Genomic DNA, 20,350 nt, shown 5'->3' on the forward strand with positions numbered 1-20,350 from the left:
CGATGCTGTACGCCGGAATCGGCTGGACCGACGCGGGTTTCGAGATCGCGGTCCTCGACGGGAACGGGCACGGTGACCGGCCCGCCGTGCGGTTCGCCGCGGACCGCAGCAAGGAGATCGCGTCCTATCTGAACGGCCTCGGCGGCCCCGTGACCGCGGTCGTCGACAGCACCAACGGCATGCTCGACGGCGGTTTCATGGCCGCCGGCCTGGACATGTACCGCGCCGACCCGGCCATCCTGCCGCCGAGGCCGGGCTTCGGCTCGGTGCCCGCCGTCGAGCTGGCACGCGCGGCCTGGCGAGATCCCGCTTCCGTGGTGCGCCTGGAGATCGGGTCGGGGTCGCTCACCGGGCGGCTGGACGAACATCATGCGGCGATGGCCTCCAGTGACGAAGCGCTGGCCGCGATGACGGCGGCCGGGCGCTCGCTGGAACACGGCGACCGGACGCGCGCGCAGATCGCGCTCACGTTCGACGACGGCCCGCATCCTCCTTACACCGGGCGGATTCTCGATATTCTCGAGTCTTACGGCGTCTGCGCCACCTTCTTCTGTGTCGGGCTGAACGCGGGCGCGCGCGGCGAAGAGCTGCGCCGGATGGCGGAACAAGGCCATGGCGTCGGCAATCACACGTGGTCCCATCCCTATCTGCCGGATCTCTCGGCGACCGAGCTCACCGACCAGCTCAACCGCACCGGTGACGTGATAGCGGACGCCTTCGGCACCGTGCCCGCGTTCTTCCGCCCGCCCTACGGATCACGGACCCCCGCGGTGCTCCGCTCGTTGACGAACCTCGGCGCGCGGCTCGCGCTGTGGGACGTCGACACCGAGGACTGGGCGATGCCCGGCCCGGACGTGATCGCGCGAACCGTGCTGCGGCAAACGATTCCCGGCTCGATCGTGCTCATGCACGACGGTGGCGGCGACCGTTCCCAGACCGTCACCGCCTTGCCGTCGGTGATCGAAGGACTGCTTGACCGCGGACTCGAGTTCGTCCGCGTCGAAGACCTGGTGACCCCGAACTTCGCGACAGGAGAGAGATGACGATGCATCCCATCGAGCTTGCGGAGACCCACGTCGGACCGAGCATGCTGCGCAGGCTGGCGGCGGCCTGGCCCAAGCGCGCGACCATCCGCACCGACATGGCCGGGGTGGTCAACCCCGGTGACTACGATCCCAGCCTGCTGGACTACCCGCTGCACCTCATGCCGTTCTCGGAGCACCCGCGGTTCCTCGAAGCGTCGGAGGAACAGCGGCTGCTCGTCAACACGCTGGCGTGGATCGCCTACAACGAGCGTGTCATCGCCGCCGAGGAACACGTGGCGAACCCGACCTTCGAGAAGCTCGCGCACGGCGTCTTCCCCGGCGTCGACCGCTACGAGGTCAAGGAAGTCGTCCAGCAGTCCCATATCGACGAGGTGTGGCACACCTACATGCACATGATGGCGATGCAGCGCACCCGCGAGGCACGCGAGATCAGCCTCGAGGAATCCTTTGTGGAGCCGGTGACGAACCGCAGGCTCTACGCGCTCGCGGAGAGCATGGACGAGCAGTGGCAGCGCGATCTGCTCTATCTCATGTGGACGGTCGTCGGCGAGGTCAGCATCAACGCCTTCCTCGACCTGCTGGCGGGCGACAAGTCCATCCAGCCGATGCACGCGCTCATCGCCCGGCTGCACGCCCGCGACGAGGCGGCGCACGGTCCCGTGCTGGCCGAGCTGATGAAGGAGATCTACCCGAAACTGGAGCCGGAGCGGCAGGAGTTCTTCATCCGGTACCTCCCGGAGGCGATCACCGCGTTCGGCGCCGAGGACTACGAACTGTGGCCGCAGGTGCTCCGGTTCGCCGGGATCGAGCACGTCGACGAGATCATCGCCGACTGCCGCGCCGAGGAGGACGGCGAGGTCATGATGAACGATTTCGCCACCGTGCAGAGGCTGCTGCGGGACCTCGGGATCGAAGACAAGGTGAAGTACCGCTTCGTGACGGCCAAGGGCGGGGTGAAATGATCCTGACCGGGCCGGAGATCACCGAATCGGTGACCGACGGCCGGATCGCGATCTCCCCGTTCAGCCCGGACCAGGTCAACCCGAACAGCTACAACGTCCGGCTCGGCGGCACCCTGATGTCCTACCGGGACAAGGTCGTCGACGCCTACCGGCCGAACCCGACCGAGACGATCCAGCTGCCCGAGGACGGGTATGTGCTCCAGCCCGATCAGCTCTACCTCGGGCACACCGAGGAGCGCATCGGCTCGGACATCTACGTGCCGCTGTTGTTCGGCCGGTCCTCGGTCGGCAGGCTCGGCCTGTTCGTCGAGATCACCGCACCGATCGGGGACATCGGATTCCACGGCCAGTGGACGCTCATGCTCTCCCCCGTGCAGCCGTTGCGCGTCTACCGCGGCATGAAGATCGGCCAGATCATGTTCTTCGTGTCCTCCGGCGAGATCGATCTCTACGCGGGGAAGTATCAGTCGGCGGTCGGCCCGCAGGAGTCCCGCTATTGGCGCGACACGATGGCGGTCACCTCGTGATCCTCACCCGCAAGGCGATCGGGAAGGCGCTGGAGAGCGGGGACATCGTGATCGACCCGTTCGAGCCGGACCGGCTGTCGCCCAACGCGTACGACTGGCGTCTCGGCGAGAAGATGCGCGTGTTCGACACGGAACTGGACGCCGCCAGGTCGACGCCGTACACCGAGCTCGTCATCCCGCCCGAGGGCATGGTGCTCGAACCGGGGCGGCTGTACCTCGGTGTCACCCACGAGCGGACCCATTCCGAGCGCTACGCGCAGATGATCAACGGCGACCACACGATCGGCGGGCTCGGCATCTGGGTCCATGTCTCGGCGCCGCTCGGCCACGTCGGCCACGCGATCAACTGGACGCTGGAGATCAGGGTGGCCAGGCCGGTCCGGGTCTATCCGCTGATGACCTTCGGCAAGATCATCTTCTTGGTGGCGCACGGATCGCTGGCGAGCTATCAGCGCGTCGGCGTGAAGTACACGAGTACGGCGGGCATCGACATTTCCCGGCTGTACGAGGAACTGTCATGAAGACACTGACCGGGATCGACCTCCCGCCGGGCAGTCCCGGCGGGAGCGTCGAGCTCCTCAAGGACCTCTACCTCGCGCCGGACGCGCCGATCGAGGCGGATGTCTTCATGCTCGGCTCCGGCGCCGCACCTGGCGGGCCGGACCTGCTCGACGTGCCGGGAAAGCAGCTCGACGGGCCAGAATTCTGGTCCTATGTGGATACTCTCGCGACGGCGATCCGGCGCCGTTTCGACCCGGCCGATTTCGACGCGGTGCACTGGCAGCACCTGAGTTTCGGTGCCACACCCGCGTTGCTCCGCGCGTTCCCCGACCATCCGCGGATCGCGCTCGTGCACGGCACCGATCTGCTCTTCGCGGCGGAGCATCCCACCCAGCGTGAGGTGCTGCGCGAGGCCGCGGCGGCGGCGGGCGCGGTCGTCGTGCCGACCTCGGCGATGGCCGACCTCCTGCGCACGGTCACGCCGGTCGAACCGAAGCGGATCGTCCACGTGCCATGGGGAATCCCCGATCGGCTGCTGCACTCGCCGCCGCCGCCGCGGCCCGGGCCGCGGGACGGGTTCCGGGTGCTGTACGCCGGCCGGCTGACCGCGGAGAAGGGCGCGGCCGGGCTGATCTCGGACCTGACGGGGCTGCCCGGCGTGACCTTGTGCGTCGCGGCACCCGAGCACGAGTTCGCCGCACTCCCGGTGGACACGACGCGGGTCGACTACCTCGGCTGGTTCGACCGGCCCGCGTTGTGGCAGGCCTTCGCGCGGCACGACCTCCTCGTGATGCCGTCGACGACGTTGGAGGCGTTCGGGCTCGTCGCGGTCGAGGCGCAGGCCTGCGGGTTGCCGGTGGCGTATCAGCCGGTGCCGGGGCTGGCCGAGGTCCTGGGTGACTCGGCGATCCGGTTCACCCGGTCCACGCTCGCGGACACCATCCGGCTCCTGGCCAAGGACGACGGCGCGTTGACGGACCTGCGCACGGCCGGACTGCGCAACGCGGCCCGGTTCCCGTTGTCCAGGACCGCGGCCGGGCTGGCTGCCGTGACCGCCGGGGTGCGCCGGTGATCGCGCAGCGCGGACTGTTCGCCGGGCCTGATCCCGTGATCAGCAAGGATCTCTACGCTCAGGTCGTCTCGGGCAGCGCTCGCCGCGAGCGGACCACACTCATCGTCGAGCCGGCGTCGAAGGTCTCCGGCAACACGTACTTCGGGCGGTTCCCCGCGAGCTACTGGCAGCGCTGGACCACGATCGGTGCCGCCGAGGTCGAACTGGAGGCCGGTGGTTCCGGCACGGTTTCCCTGCTGGCGTCGGATTTCGAGGGCGAGCCGCGAGTGGTGGCGGCGCGGATCGTCGACGGCGAGCCGATCTCGCTGACCGCTCCGCTCGACCGGTTCGTCGACGGCGGCGCGTTGTGGCTGGACTGGGAAACCGAGCCAGGCGAACGACTTGTCGTCCGTGACGTGCGCTGGACGGTTCCGTCGGCCGCGCGAGCACGGCCGACGGTGGTGACCATCTGCACGATGGACCGCCCTGCCGACTGCCTCGCCACGCTCACCGCGATCGCCGACGACGACCTGGCGGCGGCCACGGTGCACGCCGTGTACGTCGTCGATCAGGGCACCGACCCTGTGCGGGCCGAGGGCGTTCTGCCGCCGGGCAAGCTGCGGTACCTGCGGCAGCCGAACCTGGGTGGCGCGGGCGGCTTCACGCGCGGCCTGTACGAGGTCGACGGCGAGAACGTGAACGTGCTGTTCATGGACGACGACATCGTGCTGGAACCCGACCTGCTCGTCCGGATGACGGCGTTTTCCGCGTCCACGGCGGAACCGCTGATCCTCGGCGGCCAGATGCTGAACCTGCTGCACCCCACCCGGCTGCACGCGGCGGCCGAGTACACCGACCTCGACGGCATCCGGCCGGGTATGCCGATCCGGCACAGCCTGCACGCGGTCGACCTGCTGGCCACGGATCCGGCCACCGGCAGGCCGTACCGGCAGGAGTTCCGCGTCGACGCGGGCTACAACGGCTGGTGGGCCTGCCTGATCCCGTACGAAGTGGTCAAGGAGGCCGGCTATCCGCTCCCCCTGTTCTTCCAGGGTGACGACGCCGAGTACTCCTACCGGGCAAGGGAGCACGGGTTCCCGACGGTGACGCTGCCGGGCGCGGGCCTGTGGCACACCGACTTCCCGTGGAAGGATTCCGACGAGCTCAACCGGTATTTCATCCTGCGCAACTACACGATCATCTCGGCACTGCACGGTGATTTCCCGGTGCTGAAGATCGCCGGAACCCTGCTCGCCGAGCTGATTCCCTCGCTGCTGGGCATGCGGTACGGCGCCGCGGCGACGGTGATCCAAGCGGTGTCGGACTTTCTCGACGGGCCGGACATCCTGCGCGACGGCGGAGTCGCGGCGCTCGCCCGGATCCGCGAGGTGCGTTCCCGCTATCCGGAGACCGTCGCGCATCCACCGGCGGCCGTACCGGGGCTCGCGTCGAACGACATCGCGATCAGCGAACCGAGTGTCTTCGATCGGCTGGCCCTCGGGCCGTTGCTCGGCGTGCACCGGCTCGCCCTGGGCTCCGTACCGGTTTCGGAGGCCGACTGGTGGCGTGTCGGCGCGCTGCGCACGGCGGTGGTGACCGACGCGTCGCAGCGAGGTGTCCGCGTCCGCACGTACGACCGGGAACACCTGGTCCGCCTGGCGTACCAGGGCGCGCGGGTGCTCACCCGGTTCATCCGCGACGGCGCCGCCGTCCGCGAGCAGTACCGCGCGGCGCTGCCGCGGCTGACCAGCCGGGACGCATGGACCGGATTGTTCTCGGACGGAGGATTGATGTCATGACGCCCTTGTTGGTGGCGACGGATCTCGACGGCACGGTGGTGCGCCCGGACGGCACGATCTCCGACCGCACGGTGTCGGCGTTCGCGCTCGTCGAGGAATCGGGCGCCGAATTCGTGGTCGCCACCGGCCGTCCGCCGCGGCTGGTGGCCGAGATCGCCGGGAGGTTCGGCGACCGGGGCCTCGCGATCTGCTCCAACGGCGCCTACCTGTACGACATGCACACCAGGACGGTCGTCGAGGAATACGCCATCACGACACCGGATCTGGCCGAAGCGGTCACCAGACTGCGGGCGGCGATCCCCGGCATCGGCATCGCCGTGGAGCACGCCGACCGGTTGGTCGCGGATCCGGTTTACGAGCCGTGGGAATGGGACCGCGGCGCCACGATCGAGCGCGCCGACGACGCGACGCTGCTGAGCCTGCCCGCGCCGAAGCTCCTCGGCAGGCACCCTTCGCTGTCCGCCGACGAACTCCTCGCGCTGGCCGGACCGGCTTTGGACGGGCTCGTCGCCGCGTACCACTCCAACGGCTCACGCCTGGTCGAAGCGATCGCGATCGGAGTGAACAAGGCGGCCGCGCTGGCCCGGCTGGCCGCGCGGAGCGGGGTGGCGGCCTCGGACGTGATCGCGTTCGGTGACATGCCCAACGACCTGCCGATGCTGTCCTGGGCAGGTACGGCCTACGGGGTGGCCAACGCGCACCCCGACGTGCTCGCACTGGTGGACCACGTGATCGGCGGCAACAGCGAAGACGGCGTCGCCGTCGTACTCGAACAGCTCTACGCGAAGGAGAACTCCGTTGTCGGTGAATGAGTTGGACCGGCTCGTCAACGCCTGCCTGCTGGCCGGGTACACCGGGGCCGAACCGCCGGCGTGGGTGCATTCGGCGCTCGGCGACGGGCTCGCCGGAGTCACCCTGTTCCCGGCCAATCTGGACGGTGGCAGGCAGGCGATCGTCCGGCACACCCGCGCGCTGCGGCGGACGGCGCCCGACGCGCTGATCGCGCTGGACGAGGAGGGCGGTGACGTCACCCGCCTCGACTACGAGACCGGCAGCGCGTATCCGGGTAACCTCGCGCTCGGCGAGATCGACGACCTGGCGTTGACCGCCGAAGTCGCCGCGGCCATCGCGGCGGATCTGAAGGCCTGCGGAGTCAACCTCAACCTGGCCCCGTCGATCGACGTCAACAGCGATCCGGACAACCCGATCATCGGCGTCCGGTCTTTCGGCGCGCGGCCGGATCTGGTCGCCGCACACGGCGCGGCGTTCATCGAGTCCATGCAGGACGGTGGCGTGTCCGTCTGTGCCAAGCACTTTCCCGGCCACGGCGCGACGGTGACCGACCCGCACCACGCACTGCCCATTGTGGACATTCCGGCCGCGACGTTCCGCGAGCGTGAGCTGGCGCCCTTCGTGTCGGCGATCAAGGCGGGCGTCCACGCGATGATGACCGCCCACGTGCTCTATCCCGCACTGGACCCGGACGACCCGGCGACGCTGAGCCGCCGCCTGCTCCACGACCTTGTCCGCGAAGAGCTGGGCTACGAAGGTGTGCTGCTGTCCAGCGCGATCGCCATCGAGGCAGGCCAAGGCAACCAGGACATCGGCGCGGTGGCCGTCCGTGCCCTGCGGGCGGGATCCGATCTGCTGCTGCTCGGCCCGGCCGAAGGTGCGGAGCTCTCCGCGGCCATCCGCGCGTCGGTCTCCGAAGCCGTCCGCGACGGCACACTTTCGTTGGAGACACTGGAAACCGCGGCCGCACGAGTGGCCGCTTTGCGTGCTCTGGCCGCTTCCCGCGCTCTCGGGCTCGAAGCCGCGCGGCGCGCTCTGCGCGTCGACGGACCGGTCGCCTTGACCGCGCCCGCCTTCGTGGTCGAACTGCGTGCCGGCGGCAACGCGCTGGGTGAAGCCCACTGGAGCCTCGCCGACCGGCTGGCCGAGCTCGGTGCGGCCCACTCGACGGTGCTCGCCACCGAAGACGACCCGGTGGTCTTGCCGTCGACGGGCCCGGTGGTGCTGGTGGTCAGGGACGCTTACCGGACCCCTTGGCAAGCGGCCCGGCTGGCCGAGGCCCTGGCCGCCCGGCCCGACGCGATCGTGGTCGCCGTCGGCATGCCGGACGACGTGACTCCGCGGGTCAAAGCCAGTATCCGCACTTACGGAGCCGGTGCGGTCAACATCGAGGCGGCGGTGGAACAGCTCACCGCCCAGTGGCCGTGAAGCCTAGGGGTCTTCACGGAGGATTCGCCGGCAGAGATGGATGCAGGTGCCCGCGGCGGGCGCACCGCTCAGGAGCGCGGCGATGCCGAGCGGGGTCACCTGCCCGGCCGAGTACAGCGGTACCAGCACCGCCGTGGCGAAGCCGCGCTTCGCCACGAAGATCGCGGTGCACACCTGATATCGGCGACGCCGGACCGGATCGCGCCGCCGGCCGAACCGATCGCCGCTTCGACGACGTGACCGGCCTGCGACTGTTTGCGCGATCCCGCCACCGCGGTCTATCTTCCTGCCTGTCCGAATAGCGCACCAACGGTGTCCGAATATCGGACGCCGTGCCTGATCCGGCCGACTCGACGAGGAGCGAAAGTGACGAACGTGCCCGCCTCGCACGAAACGGCCGGTTCGAGGTCCGTCAGTGTCAGCCGGTCGGCGTTCAGGCGAGTGCTGGCGGGCAGTACGGCCGGCGCGGTGCTCGAGTGGTACGACTTCGCGCTCTACGGAATCCTGGCGGCCACCGTGCTCGGGCCGCTGTTCTTCCCCGGCGGTGACGGGTTCGCCCAGCTGCTGCTCGCGCTGGCGACACAGGGGCTCGGCTTCGTCGCGCGCCCGATCGGCGGCATCGTCTTCGGGCATCTCGGCGATCGCCTCGGGCGCAAACCCATGCTGGTGACCACGTTCCTGTTGCTCGGTCTGTCGACCTCCGCGATCGGGCTGCTCCCCACCTACTCACAGGTCGGCATCGGGGCGACGATCTCGCTCGTCGTGCTGAGGCTGATCCAGGGGTTCGCCCTCGGTGGCGAGTTCGGCGCGGCGGTGCTGATGGTCAGCGAGTACGGAAGCCCGAAGCGGCGAGGCTTCTGGTCGGCGTGGCCGCAGGCGGGAGCGCCTCTGGGCACGGTGCTGGCCACGGCCGTGGTCGGCGGGATCGCCTTGGTACTCCCCGAAAACGCCTTCGACCAATGGGGGTGGCGCGTCGGTTTCCTGTTCGCGATCCCGCTTCTGGTCATCGGCTTCTGGATCCGGCGGCGCATCGACGAGTCGCCGGTGTTCCAGGAAGCACGGGCGCGGGCCACGGCATCCGCGGACGCCGTCAGGGAGCGGTCGAGCATCCTCGAGGCACTCGCCCATCCCGGTCCCGTCCTCCGTGGTCTCGGCGTGCGGCTGGGCGAGAACGTGGCCTTCTACGTCTACACCGTCTTCGTGGTCGCGTATGCCACGAAGACCTTCGGCTACGACAAGTCCGACGTCCTCCTCGCCGTGGCCGTCGGGTCACTGCTGCAGTTCGCGGGGATGCTGGCCGGCGGCTACTGGTCGGACCTCGTCGGGCGGCGTATCGCCATGCTGGTCCCGGCGGCAGGCCTCGCGGTGTGGGCACCGGTCTTCTTCGCCGTCGTCCAAGCGGACAATCTGCCTCTGCTTTATCTCGGCATCGGCGTCGGCGCGGCCTTGCACGGACTCCTGGCCGGACCGGAAGCCGCCTGGATCGCCGAACTCTTCCCGACCCGCCGCCGTTTCGCCGGTGCTTCCCTGGTGTTCCAGGGATCCTCGATCATCGCCGGCGCGCCCGCTCCCCTCATCGCCGTGTGGCTGGCCGAAAAACAGGGCCCCACGGCGGTCGTGCTGTACCTCGTCGGCACGATCGCCGTCACCCTCGTCGCCCTGCTCCTCAGCGCCGAGACCCGGGGCACCGACCTGAGTTCCGGCAGCAGGTGACGACGAGCACCGTGTGGCAGGCTGGTGTGGTGAAGGAGCCGCTGTACCGTCGCGTGAACACCCGGGCCAGGTTCGTCCACCACGACCACGGTGGGGACTACCGGCACCGACGCAACACGAAAACCGAACGAGTCTCCGACCTGACGCGCGGCTCCATGGGAGGGCGGGAACGCCGGGGCCTGGACTACACGCCGTTGTTCCGGTTCCTGCTCGGCAAGATCGGCGCGGACTGGGACGAGGTGCGCGACGAGGCCGCCGCCCGGCTCGACTCCACCGACCCGATCCATTGGCTGGTCGGCCGGCGGCCGCACGAACGGCGCGACTACGTGCGGATCGGCGAGGCCAGTTACTACAGCGGCCTCTACGTGGACGACGGCAACCGGTTGCAGGCCGTCAACCCCGAACTGGGTGCCGACGACCTGGAACCCGCATGCCCGTGCTGCACCCACACCTTCAACGGCGTCCGGTTCACCCGGAAGTACCGGCCACCGCTGTGATGGCCGCAGCCGGTTCACCGGCTGCGGCGGAGAACTCAGTGTCCGCGGGCGATCCATTCGGCCAGGTGCAAGGCCGATGCCACAGCCGCCGCGGTACTCGCCGCCCTGCCCGCGCTCGGCACCACGGCCCGCCGGCTGGCCGCCGCGCACAGTGACGAAGTCGGCCAGCAGCTCGTGCATCGCGCCAGCCCGCCGAAACCGATGGCCCGGACTCACCCGATCACGGCCGCGCTCTCGCGGCCGCGATCACCACCGCCCTTGAACAGACACCCAGCCTGACCCGCACCGAGTTCACCCGGCTACCTGGTCCGTCACCGGCCGACAATCAGCGCCTCAGTCGGGCACGTCTGCGCAGCGCTAACAGCTAGCCGCTCCGCATCACCTCAGGCCCAAGCCCTGCGCTACGCGGCCATCGGTCACTCGTCGCGTAGTCGCGCGCTACGGACTGCCAGCACTTGCCCACGCCAACCGCAGGTCATCTATGGCGGGACTGTCCCAGTAACGGTGTTTCCGGCCCGACACGCCGGGCGTGGGCTCGGCGGGATGGGCACGGTGTGTGATGACACTGGATGTTGTGACTTCACGATCGGCGGGTAAGAAGAAGGCAGCGAAGCCGCGGTCGGCGCAGGAGGAGCTGGCGGCCTCGATGGTCGCGCAGGCCCAGGCGCAGGGGCTGGCGTTGACCGGCCCGGACGGGCTGCTCAAGCATCTGACCAAGACGGTTCTCGAGGCGGCGTTGAACGCGGAGATGACCGAGCATCTCGGCCACGAGAAGCATCAGGCCGAACCGGGTCGTGCCAGCGCGAACGTGCGGAACGGCACGCGGTCGAAGACGGCGGTCTCGGACGCGGTGGGCGAGGTGGAGATCGCGGTGCCGCGGGATCGGGATTCGAGTTTCGAGCCGGTGGTCGTGAAAAAGCGGCAACGTCGTTTGGGGAGCGTGGATGAGATCGTGTTGTCGTTGTATGCGAAGGGTTTGACGACGGGCGAGATTTCGGCGCATTTCGCCGAAATCTATGGTGCGTCGGTGTCGAAGGAGACGGTGTCCCGGATCACCGATCAGGTTATCGGCGAGATGAGTGATTGGCAGTCGCGGCCACTGGATTCGGTGTATGCGGCGGTGTTCATTGACGCGGTGCACGTGAAGATCCGAGATGGTCAGGTCGCGAACCGGCCGATCTACGCGGCTATCGGTGTCACGCTGGAAGGCCGCCGGGATGTGCTCGGGCTGTGGGCCGGCCAGGGTGGCGAGGGCGCGAAGTTCTGGATGCAAGTGTTGGTGGACCTGAAGAACCGTGCGCTGGGCGATGTGTTCTTCGTGGTCTGTGACGGGCTGAAAGGTTTGCCCGAGGTGGTCGGGAACGTGCGGCCGGCGGCGATCGTGCAGACGTGCGTGGTGCATCTGCTGCGGAATACGTTCCGGCTCGCGTCGAAGCGGGACTGGGACGCGTTGAAGAGGGATGTGAAACCGATCTACACGGCACCGAACGCGGCTGCCGCGGCGGCCGCGTTGGATGAACTGGAGGAGGAGTGGGGTGGTAAGTATGGTGCGATGATTCGGCTGTGGCGTAACGCGTGGGAGGAGTTCATCCCGTTCTTGGACTATGATGTGGAGATCAGGCGTGTGTTGTGTTCCACGAACGCGATCGAGTCGTTGAATTCGCGGTATCGCCGCGCGGTGCGGACACGTGGTCATTTCCCGACGGAACAAGCTGCGCTAAAGTGCTTGTATCTGGTCACCCGGAGTCTGGACCCGACCGGCACCGGGCAGGCCCGGTGGACGATGCGCTGGAAACCCGCCTTGAACGCTTTCTCGATCACCTTCAGTGACCGCTGGCCGGGCGCTGAGACCTACTGACAACCACGGCCGGAAACACCGTTCGCGTTACAGTCCGTCCGACGGACGTCGCCTGCTGCGGTTGGACGAAGCCTCGCGGTCAATGGTGGCCTGGATCCGTTGTGGGAGCGGCCACGCGGTCGGACCGGTCGACGGAGTGCTCGCGGAATAGGCGAACGGCCACGGCGACGGTCCAGCAGAAGCCGGCGAGCAGGGCGAGGTGTTCGAGCAGGCCGGCCGGAGCAGAGCGCCATACGCCCTGGGTGTCAAGGCGATAAGCGATGCCCGCAGCGAAGGCGAAGATGATGACCAAGATGCCGGACAAGCGGGAGTAGATCGCCCAGCTCCGGCTGGTGTGGCCCAGCCGTCGGGCCAGGACGAACGCGGCCGCACTGAGCCCGGCGAACAGTGCCAGGCCCGCCACCTGGTGGATGGCACCGCCGGCGGTGACACCGCTCGCGGGTTGGCCGGGCGGGTAACCGAGTGCGGGATCGGTGGGTACGAGGCCGGCCAGGACGAGCCCGGCCGCCGCGGTGGCCAGCAGGCGAGGCCCCCAGGTGGCGCCGGGGCCTGACCGCAGCGCGCGGCGTAGTCCGAGGGCGAAGACGGCCAGTAGGAGGCCGCCGAGGACGAAGTTCGCGGTTTGCAGCCACGCGCGGTCACCGGTGCCGAGTTGGCTGGCGCCGTGGTGCCACAGGCTGTAGCCGGCACGGGTGGCGCCGTCGGCCCACAGGACCACCTCCACGAGAGCACCTGCGGGGACGCCGCAAGCCAGCAGCGCGCGGGCGGCAGTTTGGGGACTTGTCATCGGGATGCCCTCCTGTTTCTCCGCGACTTCGCCATGACGGCGAGCGCCGCGGGCCGACCAGACTTCCCGGCTGTCCCTTGGTGCGCCCCACGAGTTCGCGGAGCGATACAGTGAGTTTAGCTTATACTGAAATTACTGTAGGAAGTTGGTCACGTGCGCGAGCAAAAGGCGTTGCTGGAGTGGGTGGAGCAGGTCGCGATGTACCTGGCGCGCGACGGTGTGCCGCCGATCGCCGGGCGGGTGCTGGGTTGGCTGATGGTCTGCGACCCGCCGGAGCAGTCCGCCGGGCAGATCAGCGCCGCCATCGGCGCCAGTCGCGCCTCGCTGACCTCGAACCTGCGGGTGTTGTCCAGTATGGGGTTCCTGACCAGCCGGACCCGGCCGGGCGAGCGGACGGTCTACTACCGGATGGCGGAAGGAGCCTGGGCGGTCGTGGTCCGCAGGCAGATCGCCGGCATCACTTCATTCCTCGACATCACCCGCAAGGGCCTGGACCTGGTCGGCCCGGATGAGGGCCGCGCCGGGCGCGTTCGCGAGGCGCACACCACCTTCGAATGGATGGCCACGGTGTTCGACAACGCACCACCCCTGCATACCGACGACCCGACTGGCGGAAAGACAGCATGAGCCGATAAATTCGCGAATCTTCCGTAAAGCCGACGCGTTATCGTCGGCAGTGAAAGAACAGTTCAAGATACTCCGCTGACGTGACCGGCCACTCGCAGCCTTGAACCTTGTCCTCCGTCCTGAAGTCGGCGTGCTGCCAAGACCGGATCAATCGCCCTGGCCGAGCAGCGCACAGCGGGCAGATGCCCGTAAGCCTTCCGGGGTCGAGCCTAACGGCCTTGTGCACGATGATGTCCTAGATGCCACAGCGGCGCGTCCGGCCATGGACACATTGATCGAGCGTTCAAAACGTGCCATTTTTGACTTTGACGAGTCGTTTGGAGGACGAGTTTAATCCCGTAAGAATATTGAACCCGTCACGCTCGCATAGACGGCTGCAAACTGGTCCAACGGTTTAGATCGCGCCTCGCAATGCTCTCGGCATGCCGATGTGCACGCACCTCGTCCGGCGATCGTCGCACGGCCTCGTGATCCCGGCGTCGCACTCGTGTGTTCTGCTGCTGCTCAAGGAGAGCGGCGAGGTCGCCAGGCTCGAACCCGGCGTCCAGGAGGAGCACCTGGCGGTCGTCGTCGGCGATCCAGCCCCACAACCGGGCGTGGACCACGACCTCGCGCTCACGCGGCTGCGACAGATCGAAGCCGGCGAGCGGTGCATCGTCGGGGTGATGGAAAACGAACCGGCGGGCGCTGTTCACAGTGCAGGAGTTGCTGTAGAGCGCAGTGGCGGCGACACCCGGCCTGCGAATGTCGCGCCCCAGGGCGGCGAGCCGTGGCGGCACGGCAAACGGCTGGTACACGGCCGGCGAGTGGCGGCGGGTCAGCGGGACATGGACGGCCATCGCATACTCGATCCCCGTTCCCCCGCCCATCCGCATCACCTCCTCGTTCGGAACGAGGTGGACCGGGCTGGTCAGAGGTCGCGAGCGCCTTGCGCTCGAAGACCGTCAAAATCCACCAACGGTTCGAGGAGAGATTGCGTGACCCTGGCCGCCGGGCTGTTCGCCCCCGTTGGTTTGGTCGTCGCGTCGACCACCAGCGCGATCTCGCCCGAGCCGGTACCTGCCGCGGGGCGCAGGTCCTGGACGAAAGGGACATCAGACCCTGCTCGGCGGCGCCCCCGCCGGTGGAGTCTGGAGGCACGGCAAACCTGTCGATCTGTGGGGCACCGATGTGCTCGGCAGGTACTGGTGCGGATCGAGTAAGGGGGCAGGGCCATGGCTGCACCGGTCGTCGTCGGTGTCGACGATTCACCGGCTGGCGCGGCGGCGCTTTCCTGGGCGGCCGGGGAGGCCCGGCTGCGTGGTGCGGAATTGGTCGCGTGCACTGTTGTGGACTCGCAACGGTTACGGCACCCCTTGCACACCCTGGCCGGAGCTTCGGGCCGGTCGTTGGCCGCGGCTGCGGGCGGGTACCCGGTGACCGTTCACCGTCGGGTCGGGGAGGTAGCGGACGAGTTGGTCGCCGCGGGGGCGGACGCCGACTTGCTGGTGGTCGGATCGCACGGCCGTGGTCGTCTGGCGGCGCTGATGCTGGGTTCGGTCAGCCGGGCCTGTCTCGCGCACGCGCCCTGTCCGGTCGTCGTGGTGGGACCTCACACTGAGCACGACACCGCGCGGGGACGGGTGATCGTGGGTGTGGACGGTTCCGCGCCCTCCCGCCAGGCCTTGCTCGCCGCGGCCAGGGAGGCCACGCTGCGCGGCGCGACTCTCGACATCGTCCACGTCGTGCACTGGGATCGTGTCGGCACCGAACTGCTGACCCCGACGGTCGAGGAACTCGTCGAGTGGGGCCGGAAGCTCGTCTCCGCCGAGCTCGCCGCGACCGGGGTGGAAGGCAACACCGTGGTCGTCCACGGTGACGTCTCCGAACTGCTGGTGCGGTACAGCGCGGACGCCGACCTGCTCGTGCTGGGCTCCCGCGGACGCAACCCGGCCGTCGGCCTGCTGCTGGGGTCGACCAGCGAGCACTGCGCACGAGCCGCGCGGTGCCCCGTCATGGTCACCCGTAGCACCGACGGACGAGCTCGGGCCATCGAGCACGACGAGCTGACGTCATGACCTCCGCGATGTCCCCCTCGCTGGCCTCGTCGGCACCCGTGCACCACGGCTTGGCGGCGCATGAGGTGGTGCTGCTGCTGGAGACCGATCCGCACCGCGGCCTGACCGGTCAGGCCGCCGCCGAACGGCGGGCACGGTTCGGACCGAACGCCCTGCCCGCCCCCAAGGGTGCGGGTTTGGTGCTGCGGATTCTGCGCCAGTTCCACCACCCGTTGGTCTACGTGCTGCTCGCCGCCGGGGCGATCACCGCGGTACTGGGTGAGTACGTCGACAGCGCGGTGATCTTCGGCGTGGTGGCGATCAACGCGGTCGTCGGGTTCATCCAGGAGTCCAAGGCCGAAGCCGCGCTCGAAGGCCTGCGGTCGCTGGTGCGCACACACGCCAAGGTGGTGCGGGACGGCCATGAACGGACGGTGCCATCCGACGACCTGGTGCCCGGCGATCTCGTCCTGTTCGACGCGGGCGACAAGGTCCCCGCCGACGTGCGGCTGACCCGGGTGGCGGAGTTGCGGGTGAACGAGTCCGCGCTGACCGGTGAGTCGGTTCCGGTGGCCAAGGACGAGGTGGTGCTGCCGGAGGAGATCCCGGTGGCCGACCGGCGCAACATGGCCTACTCGGGCACCCTCGTCACCACCGGCAGCGGTGCGGGGATCGTGGTCGCGACCGGCGCCGAGACCGAGTTGGGTGAGATCCACCGGCTGGTCGGCGCCGCGGAAACCCTGGCGACACCGCTGACGCGGAAGCTCGCCGGGTTCAGCAAGATCCTCACCGTGGGCATTCTCGCCCTGGCCGCGGTCACCTTCGGCGTGGGGCTGCTGCGGGGGCAGGACGCGGTGGAGACATTCACCGCCGCGATCGCCCTCGCGGTCGGCGCCATCCCGGAAGGACTGCCGGCGGCGGTCACCATCACCCTGGCCATCGGGGTGGCCCGGATGGCCAGGCGGCGTGCGGTGATCCGCCGGTTGCCGGCGGTGGAGACGCTGGGCAGTACCACGGTGATCTGCTCGGACAAGACCGGCACCCTCACCGAGAACCAGATGACCGTACGCACCGTGTGGACCCCCGACGGTCGGTTCGAGGTCACCGGAGCGGGCTACGCCCCCGACGGGACACTCCACGACAGCCACGGCACGCCGCCGATACTCGACGCCCACGCGGCGCTGCGCTGGTCGCTGCTGGCCGGTGCCGCCTGCAACGACGCCGCCCTCACCGAACGAGATGGGCGATGGGACATCGTCGGCGACCCCACTGAAGGCGCGATGCTGGTCGTCGCCGCCAAAGCGGGCCTGGACGCCGATCGTGTCAAGGACCTGCTTCCCCGCTTGGCGACGATCCCGTTCAGCTCCGAACGCCAGTACATGGCCACCCTCCACCACGACCGCACAGCGGGCCAGGTAGTGCTGGTCAAGGGAGCCGTGGAACGGGTACTCGACCTGTGCGGCGCCCAGATGGACGCCGAAGGCACGGTCCGGCCTGTGGACCGTGCCGCCGCGCTCGACGCTGCCAGCGACCTGGCAGGCCGGGGACTGAGGGTCCTGGCGACGGCGATGCGCCCGGCCACCGGCCAGGACGAGTCCGATCCGAAGGGGTTCGGCGAGGAGACGCTCTCCGGTGGCATGGTGCTGACCGGGCTCCAGGCCATGCTCGATCCGCCCCGCGCCGCCGCGATACCCGCGGTGTCCGCCTGTCACACCGCGGGTATCGCGGTGAAGATGATCACCGGTGACCACGCCGCCACCGCCACCGCGATCGCCGGTCAGGTCGGCCTGTTCGACCACGACAGCCAGGCCCGCGACCGGGGCACCGTGCTGACCGGCACCGACCTGGCCGCGCTGCCCGCCGAGGAGTTCCCCGAGGCGGTGGACCACGCGACCGTGTTCGCCCGGGTCTCGCCAGAGCAGAAGTTGCGGCTGGTCGAGGCACTGCAGGCCCGCGGTCACGTGGTGGCCATGACCGGTGACGGCGTCAACGACGCTCCCGCGCTGCGGCAGGCCGGGATCGGTGTCGCCATGGGAGAAAGCGGAACCGAGGTGGCCAAGGACGCCGCCGACATGATCCTCACCGACGACGACTTCGCCACCATCGAAGCCGCGGTCGAGGAGGGCCGCGGCGTGTTCGACAACCTCACCAAGTTCATCACCTGGACACTGCCGACGAACATCGGCGAGGGCCTGGTCATCCTGGCCGCGATCGTGTTCGGCGCCGCACTGCCGATCCTGCCCACCCAGATCCTGTGGATCAACATGACCACCGCCGTCGCGCTCGGCCTGATGCTCGCCTTCGAGCCCAAGGAAACCGGCATCATGACGCGCCCGCCTCGCGACCCGGAGCAGCCCCTGCTGACCCGTGCGCTGATGGTGCGGATCCTGCTGGTGTCCACGCTGCTGGTCGCCGGTTCGTGGTGGCTGTTCGAATGGGAAATCGCCAACGGCGCCGGCCTGGCCGAAGCCCGCACCGCCGCGTTGAACCTGTTCGTGGTGGTCGAAGCGTTCTATCTCTTCAGCTGCCGCTCGCTCACCCGCTCCGCGTGGCGAATCGGGATGTTCTCCAACCGGTGGCTCATTGTCGGTGTCACGGTCCAGGCGATCGGGCAGCTCGCCATCACCTATCTGCCGGTCATGAACACGATCTTCGGCACGGCCCCGCTCGGCGGCGACGTGTGGCTGCGGATCCTGGCCATCGCCGTGGCGGCCGGCCTGGTGGTCGCGGTCGACAAGCGGCTGCGGCGAGGACACGCATGAGGATCACGGAGGACTGCTCGCTGTGTGCCCTGCCCGACAGCGAATGGCTGCTCACCTACCTCGACGACGACGTGGCTGCGGAGCTGAGCCGCGACCACGGCGCTGACCTGATCGGCGTGGGCACCGGAGGCCGCTCGTCGCTGGGTTACGCCCTGCTCGGCAGCGTTGCCCAGCACGTGCCGCGGGAGGCACCATCGAACGTCCTCGTCGTACCGGTCGCCGGGGAGAGCTGATCGTGGAATTTCACGCGTTCCCGCTCGTCGCGGTCATCCTGGCCATCGCCGCCGCGGCAGGGCTGCTGGCCGTGCGGCTGCGGCAGCCGCTGATCGTCGCGTTCATCGGCGTCGGCATCCTGGTCGGCCCGGTCGGCACCGGCTGGGTCGACGCCGACAGCACCATCGAACTACTGGCCCGGCTGGGCATCGCGATCCTGCTGTTCCTCGTCGGGTTGCGGCTGGACCTGCACCTGATCCGCAGCACCGGACCGGTCGCGCTGGCCACCGGTCTCGGCCAGGTCGTGTTCACCTCGGTGCTCGGCTACCTGATCGCGATCGCGTTCGGCATGGGCGGCGTCACCGCGCTCTACGTCGCGGTCGCCCTCACCTTCTCGTCCACGATCATCATCGTCAAACTGCTGTCCGACAAACGCGAACTCGACCAGCTCCACGGACGCATCGCCGTAGGCTTCCTGATCGTCCAGGACATCATCGTCATCCTGGTGATGATCGCGCTCATCGCGTTCGGGCAACCCACCGGCGACAACCTCACCCTCGGCATCGCCGCGATGCTCGGCAAAGGACTCGGCCTGCTCGCCGGCGTCGGCCTGCTCATGCGTTATGTCCTGCCTTCGCTGCTGCACCACATCGCACGATCCCAGGAGCTGCTCGTCCTCTTCGGCGTCGCCTACGCCGTCGCGATCGCCGCCCTGAGCGAATGGCTCGGGTTCAGCTCGGAGGTCGGTGCCTTCCTGGCCGGGATCTCCCTCGCCCAAACCACCTACCGCGACGCCATCGGCGCCCGGCTGGTCAGCCTCCGCGACTTCCTGCTGCTGTTCTTCTTCCTCGACCTAGGCGCCAAACTGGAGTTCACCGACGTCGCACAGCAGATCACCGAAGCCGCCGTCTTCTCCGTCTTCGTGCTCGTCGGCCACCCTGTGATCGTCATCGCGATCATGTCCGCCCTGCGCTACCCGGTCCGCGTCGGCTTCCTCACCGGACTCACCTCCGCCCAGATCTCCGAGTTCTCCCTCATTTTGGCCGCACTCGGGCTCAGCCTCGGGCACATCACCAACGCCACCGTCAGCCTGATCACCGTCGTCGGCCTGATCACCATCGGCGCCTCCACCTACCTGATCATGTACTCCCACCAGATCTACCGGCGCCTCCAACGCCGGCTCACCGTGTTCGAGCGCGCCCACACCAAATCCGACCAGTCGTCCGACAAGGACGACGACATCGACGTGATCCTCTACGGACTCGGCCGGTTCGGCGGCCACCTGGCCGACCGGCTCGGCCAGACCGGGAACCGGGTCCTCGCGATCGACTTCGACCCCCACACCATCGCCACCACCCGCCGCGACGGCGTCACCGCGGTGTTCGGCAGCGCCGAAGACATCCACTTCCTGGAGTCCCTCCCCCTGTCCCGCGCCCGAGCCGTTGTCAGCGCCATCCCCACCCGAGAAACCAATCTGACGCTGCTGCACAACCTGCGCCACCACAACTACGACGGCACGGTCGTGCTCACCGCACACACCAGCCACGACGCCGACCGACTCCGCACCGCCGGTGCCGACACCGTCCTCGAACCCTTCTCCACTGCCGCGACCACGACCTCGGACGCGCTATGCGCACTGCTCAGCACGAATCAGGACCCCGATCACGACGGATCGCGTTGAGCCACCGGCCAGCCGAAAGACGGGGTGCCGGTGCGCCGCCGGGGTCGGCGGTTACGTCAGGCCGGGCGAT

At 68.8% G+C, this 20,350-nt stretch carries 19 protein-coding genes; 16 read left to right on the top strand and 3 right to left on the bottom strand.

From position 1 onward, the window contains the following. Window positions 1–2 precede the first annotated feature (2 nt). The 8 genes from AC069H_RS18670 to AC069H_RS18705 are packed head-to-tail and all read left to right on the top strand — an operon-like array spanning window position 3 to window position 8,106. Complete coding sequence (locus tag AC069H_RS18670) at window positions 3–1,043, top strand: polysaccharide deacetylase family protein (RefSeq protein ID WP_478233153.1); 1,041 nt, start codon at window positions 3–5, stop codon at window positions 1,041–1,043. Continuing rightward, window positions 1,040–2,008, top strand: coding sequence for a diiron oxygenase (locus AC069H_RS18675; RefSeq protein WP_478228074.1), 969 nt, complete (start codon window positions 1,040–1,042; stop codon window positions 2,006–2,008). Before AC069H_RS18670 ends, AC069H_RS18675 begins: the two co-directional genes overlap by 4 nt. Further along, entirely contained in the window at window positions 2,005–2,535 is a 531-nt protein-coding gene (gene dcd / locus AC069H_RS18680; protein WP_340688019.1) for a dCTP deaminase, read from the top strand. The genes AC069H_RS18675 and dcd overlap by 4 nt, the downstream gene beginning before the upstream one ends. Beyond that, complete coding sequence (locus AC069H_RS18685) at window positions 2,505–3,056, top strand: dCTP deaminase (protein ID WP_478228075.1); 552 nt, start codon at window positions 2,505–2,507, stop codon at window positions 3,054–3,056. Before dcd ends, AC069H_RS18685 begins: the two co-directional genes overlap by 31 nt. Next, window positions 3,053–4,108, top strand: coding sequence for a glycosyltransferase family 4 protein (locus AC069H_RS18690; RefSeq protein ID WP_478233154.1), 1,056 nt, complete (start codon window positions 3,053–3,055; stop codon window positions 4,106–4,108). The genes AC069H_RS18685 and AC069H_RS18690 overlap by 4 nt, the downstream gene beginning before the upstream one ends. After that, the gene (locus AC069H_RS18695) at window positions 4,105–5,886 is read left to right on the top strand and encodes a glycosyltransferase (RefSeq protein ID WP_478233155.1); all 1,782 of its coding nucleotides are present in this window, start codon (window positions 4,105–4,107) and stop codon (window positions 5,884–5,886) included. Before AC069H_RS18690 ends, AC069H_RS18695 begins: the two co-directional genes overlap by 4 nt. Then, window positions 5,883–6,698, top strand: a complete 816-nt coding sequence (locus tag AC069H_RS18700; protein WP_478228078.1) for an HAD family hydrolase — start codon at window positions 5,883–5,885, stop codon at window positions 6,696–6,698. The genes AC069H_RS18695 and AC069H_RS18700 overlap by 4 nt, the downstream gene beginning before the upstream one ends. After that, window positions 6,691–8,106 carry a glycoside hydrolase family 3 protein gene (locus tag AC069H_RS18705; protein WP_478233254.1) on the top strand — a complete coding sequence of 472 codons (1,416 nt, stop codon included), beginning with the start codon at window positions 6,691–6,693 and terminating at the stop codon, window positions 8,104–8,106. Before AC069H_RS18700 ends, AC069H_RS18705 begins: the two co-directional genes overlap by 8 nt. 3 nt (window positions 8,107–8,109) lie before the next feature. On the opposite strand, the gene AC069H_RS18710 is transcribed toward AC069H_RS18705, so the two are convergent. Next, window positions 8,110–8,280, bottom strand: coding sequence for a hypothetical protein (locus tag AC069H_RS18710; protein ID WP_478233156.1), 171 nt, complete (start codon window positions 8,278–8,280; stop codon window positions 8,110–8,112). Between the two features lie 192 nt (window positions 8,281–8,472). On the opposite strand from AC069H_RS18710, the gene AC069H_RS18715 reads away from it, so the two are divergent. The 3 genes from AC069H_RS18715 (at window position 8,473) to AC069H_RS18725 (ending at window position 12,174) form a co-directional block, all read left to right on the top strand. Continuing rightward, entirely contained in the window at window positions 8,473–9,819 is a 1,347-nt protein-coding gene (locus AC069H_RS18715; protein WP_478233157.1) for an MFS transporter, read from the top strand. Window positions 9,820–9,848: 29 nt separating this feature from the next. After that, window positions 9,849–10,316 (top strand): hypothetical protein, encoded by a 468-nt coding sequence (locus tag AC069H_RS18720; protein WP_478233158.1) that lies wholly within the window; start codon window positions 9,849–9,851, stop codon window positions 10,314–10,316. A 559-nt stretch (window positions 10,317–10,875) separates the two neighbouring features. Continuing rightward, complete coding sequence (locus tag AC069H_RS18725; protein ID WP_478233159.1) at window positions 10,876–12,174, top strand: IS256 family transposase; 1,299 nt, start codon at window positions 10,876–10,878, stop codon at window positions 12,172–12,174. A gap of 79 nt (window positions 12,175–12,253) precedes the next feature. Here the strand turns inward: AC069H_RS18725 and AC069H_RS18730 are convergent, their stop codons facing one another. Beyond that, window positions 12,254–12,898, bottom strand: a complete 645-nt coding sequence (locus AC069H_RS18730) for a DUF998 domain-containing protein (RefSeq protein ID WP_478233160.1) — start codon at window positions 12,896–12,898, stop codon at window positions 12,254–12,256. A gap of 216 nt (window positions 12,899–13,114) precedes the next feature. Here AC069H_RS18730 and AC069H_RS18735 point away from each other — a divergent pair, with 216 nt between their 5' ends. Further along, the gene (locus tag AC069H_RS18735) at window positions 13,115–13,588 is read left to right on the top strand and encodes a GbsR/MarR family transcriptional regulator (RefSeq protein ID WP_478233161.1); all 474 of its coding nucleotides are present in this window, start codon (window positions 13,115–13,117) and stop codon (window positions 13,586–13,588) included. A gap of 356 nt (window positions 13,589–13,944) precedes the next feature. Here AC069H_RS18735 and AC069H_RS18740 read toward each other — a convergent pair whose 3' ends face one another. Further along, entirely contained in the window at window positions 13,945–14,457 is a 513-nt protein-coding gene (locus tag AC069H_RS18740; RefSeq protein ID WP_478233162.1) for a hypothetical protein, read from the bottom strand. 345 nt (window positions 14,458–14,802) lie between these two features. Between AC069H_RS18740 and AC069H_RS18745 the strand changes: the two genes are divergently transcribed. From AC069H_RS18745 to AC069H_RS18760, 4 genes are read left to right on the top strand one after another with little or no spacing between them, the layout of a single operon-like run. Beyond that, the gene (locus AC069H_RS18745) at window positions 14,803–15,645 is read left to right on the top strand and encodes a universal stress protein (RefSeq protein WP_478233163.1); all 843 of its coding nucleotides are present in this window, start codon (window positions 14,803–14,805) and stop codon (window positions 15,643–15,645) included. Further along, the gene (locus tag AC069H_RS18750; RefSeq protein WP_478233164.1) at window positions 15,642–18,386 is read left to right on the top strand and encodes a cation-transporting P-type ATPase; all 2,745 of its coding nucleotides are present in this window, start codon (window positions 15,642–15,644) and stop codon (window positions 18,384–18,386) included. Before AC069H_RS18745 ends, AC069H_RS18750 begins: the two co-directional genes overlap by 4 nt. Further along, window positions 18,383–18,619 carry a universal stress protein gene (locus AC069H_RS18755; protein WP_478233165.1) on the top strand — a complete coding sequence of 79 codons (237 nt, stop codon included), beginning with the start codon at window positions 18,383–18,385 and terminating at the stop codon, window positions 18,617–18,619. The genes AC069H_RS18750 and AC069H_RS18755 overlap by 4 nt, the downstream gene beginning before the upstream one ends. Window positions 18,620–18,621: 2 nt before the next feature. Then, window positions 18,622–20,280 (top strand): cation:proton antiporter, encoded by a 1,659-nt coding sequence (locus AC069H_RS18760; protein ID WP_478233166.1) that lies wholly within the window; start codon window positions 18,622–18,624, stop codon window positions 20,278–20,280. Window positions 20,281–20,350: the final 70 nt, after the last annotated feature.

It is taken from the genome of Amycolatopsis sp. NPDC043887 (assembly GCF_056435665.1).